The sequence below is a fragment of the Kocuria sp. ZOR0020 genome (assembly GCF_000800955.1).
Lineage (GTDB): Bacteria > Actinomycetota > Actinomycetes > Actinomycetales > Micrococcaceae > Kocuria > Kocuria subflava.
This window is the reverse complement of the sequence record NZ_JROX01000372.1, coordinates 1-1,805: the sequence shown is the minus strand read 5'-3', so window position 1 is coordinate 1,805 and position 1,805 is coordinate 1. Positions and strand designations below refer to the sequence as shown.

Genomic DNA, 1,805 nt, shown 5'->3' with positions numbered 1-1,805 from the left:
CAGAACCGTGTCCATGTCCCCCGCCATGACGGCATCCACCAGCGCCGTGAGAGCACGTTCGCTGTCACCATCCGGTGCCCGGTCGGGAGTTGTGAGGGCGGGCAGGAGCTTCTTGGTCCGGCTGACCACCTGCCTGCAGGCTGCAGGGCTCCGGCCCACGGTGGCTGCGATCTCCGCGTACGGGAGCTCAAAAGCCTCGCGCAGCACCAAGATGGCCCGTTCCTCCGGTTCCAGGCCGTCCGTCAGGCGCAGCATTCCGAGCCGCAGTGACGACCGCAGTTCGGCGGACTCCTCAGGCAGCAGGCTGGTGGAGACCGGTTCGGGCAGCCACGGCCCCACGTAGTCCTCCCGCCGGGCACGGAGCTGCCGTCCACGGTCGATGGCCAGTCGCGTGGTCACCGTGGTCAGCCAGGCCCGCGGGTTGCTCAACTCCTCCTGAGCATTCAGCCGCAGCCACACTTCCGAGACCACGTCTTCGGCGTCGTACCAACTGCCCAGGACCCGGTAGGCCAAACCGATCAGACGGGGGCGCTCGGCGATCCAGACCTGATTTGGGTTCATGCGTCCAGCTTGGTGGCAATGCCCATCCGGTTCCAGACATTGATGGTTGCAATGGCCACCACCAGATCTCCCAGTTCGGCTTCACTGAACACCCGCGCCGCTTCATCCCACACATCATCGGGCACACCGCCCATTTCCAACCGGGTGACCGCATCGGTCAGCGCCAGGGCCGCCAGCTCACGCTCGTCGAACAACGACGACGGAACCTCACCTTCCAGCGCATCCATCCTCTCCTGCGACTCCCCTGCCTTCTCCAGCGCCTTGGTGTGCATGGCGATGCAGTACCCACAGCCGTTGAGCAGGGAAGCACGCAGTTTGACCAGTTCGTTGAGACGGGCCGGCATTCGCATCCGCGTGTATCCCTCAAGCCCCAGAACGGCGGCGTATGCCATTTTGTGGCTCTTCTGCAGGTTCATCCGTGGCACGTGGAACTCCTCAACTCAGGGAACGGGTGTCGTCAATGATGACGATTGCCGGGTCCCGTTTGTGACAGATCCGGTTCACGTACCCGGCGGTGCCAGTTCTCAGCACCCGGCGATGTGGCGCCGGTAGGCGTCTTCCGCGGCCTGGCTGAACGGTACGAACAGAACCTGCTGCACAGTGCCCTCAACCTCCTCGGCCATGTCCTGCACAGTCTCCACCGCGATGCGCGTGGCATCCTCCAGTGGCCAGCCGTAGACGCCTGCGGAAATGGTGGGAAACGCCACGGTTCCAGCGTGCAGATCAACGGCGACGCGCAAGGATTCGCGGTAGCACGAGGCCAGCAGCTCGGAGCGATCTTCCTTCTGCGAGTACACGGGCCCCACGGTGTGGATCACCCATTGGGCCGGCAGATGCCCCGCCGTCGTCGCCCCTGCCTGACCCGTGGGCAGGCCGTCTGGCAAAGAATCGCGGCGGAGGGCACGGCAGGCCTCAAGGATGTCAGGACCACCGGCACGGTGAATGGCGCCGTCGACTCCCCCGCCGCCCATCAATCTGGAATTGGCCGCATTGACCACGGCATCAACGGTGAGGGTGGTGATGTCTGCCAGCTGAATGCGCATGTCCATACGCCCAGCCTAAACATGCCTCACGCCGCTACACACCGATCAGTCCAGGAAGTGCCGCAGCAACTGCGTGAACTCTTCCGGCTTCTGCGAATGCACCCAGTGCCCAGCACCCTTGACGGTGACCTTGCGGACCTGGGGAAAGAGCTTTTTCATGGCGGGCCGGTATTCCTCCTTGACGTACTGGGACTCGCCGCC

Annotated in this window: 3 protein-coding genes; all 3 read right to left on the bottom strand. The window is 64.3% G+C overall.

Annotated features, from left to right (window positions below):
• Window positions 1-561 (bottom strand): sigma-70 family RNA polymerase sigma factor (locus L979_RS13855; protein WP_047692848.1); only part of this gene is annotated, 561 nt, incomplete at its 3' end.
• Window positions 558-977 (bottom strand): carboxymuconolactone decarboxylase family protein, encoded by a 420-nt coding sequence (locus tag L979_RS13850; protein WP_119932214.1) that lies wholly within the window; start codon window positions 975-977, stop codon window positions 558-560. The genes L979_RS13855 and L979_RS13850, both read right to left, overlap by 4 nt.
• Before the next feature lie 108 nt (window positions 978-1,085).
• On the bottom strand, window positions 1,086-1,610 hold the full coding sequence (locus tag L979_RS13845) for an O-acetyl-ADP-ribose deacetylase (protein WP_047692846.1): 525 nt from the start codon (window positions 1,608-1,610) through the stop codon (window positions 1,086-1,088).
• Between the last annotated feature and the right edge of the window lie 195 nt (window positions 1,611-1,805).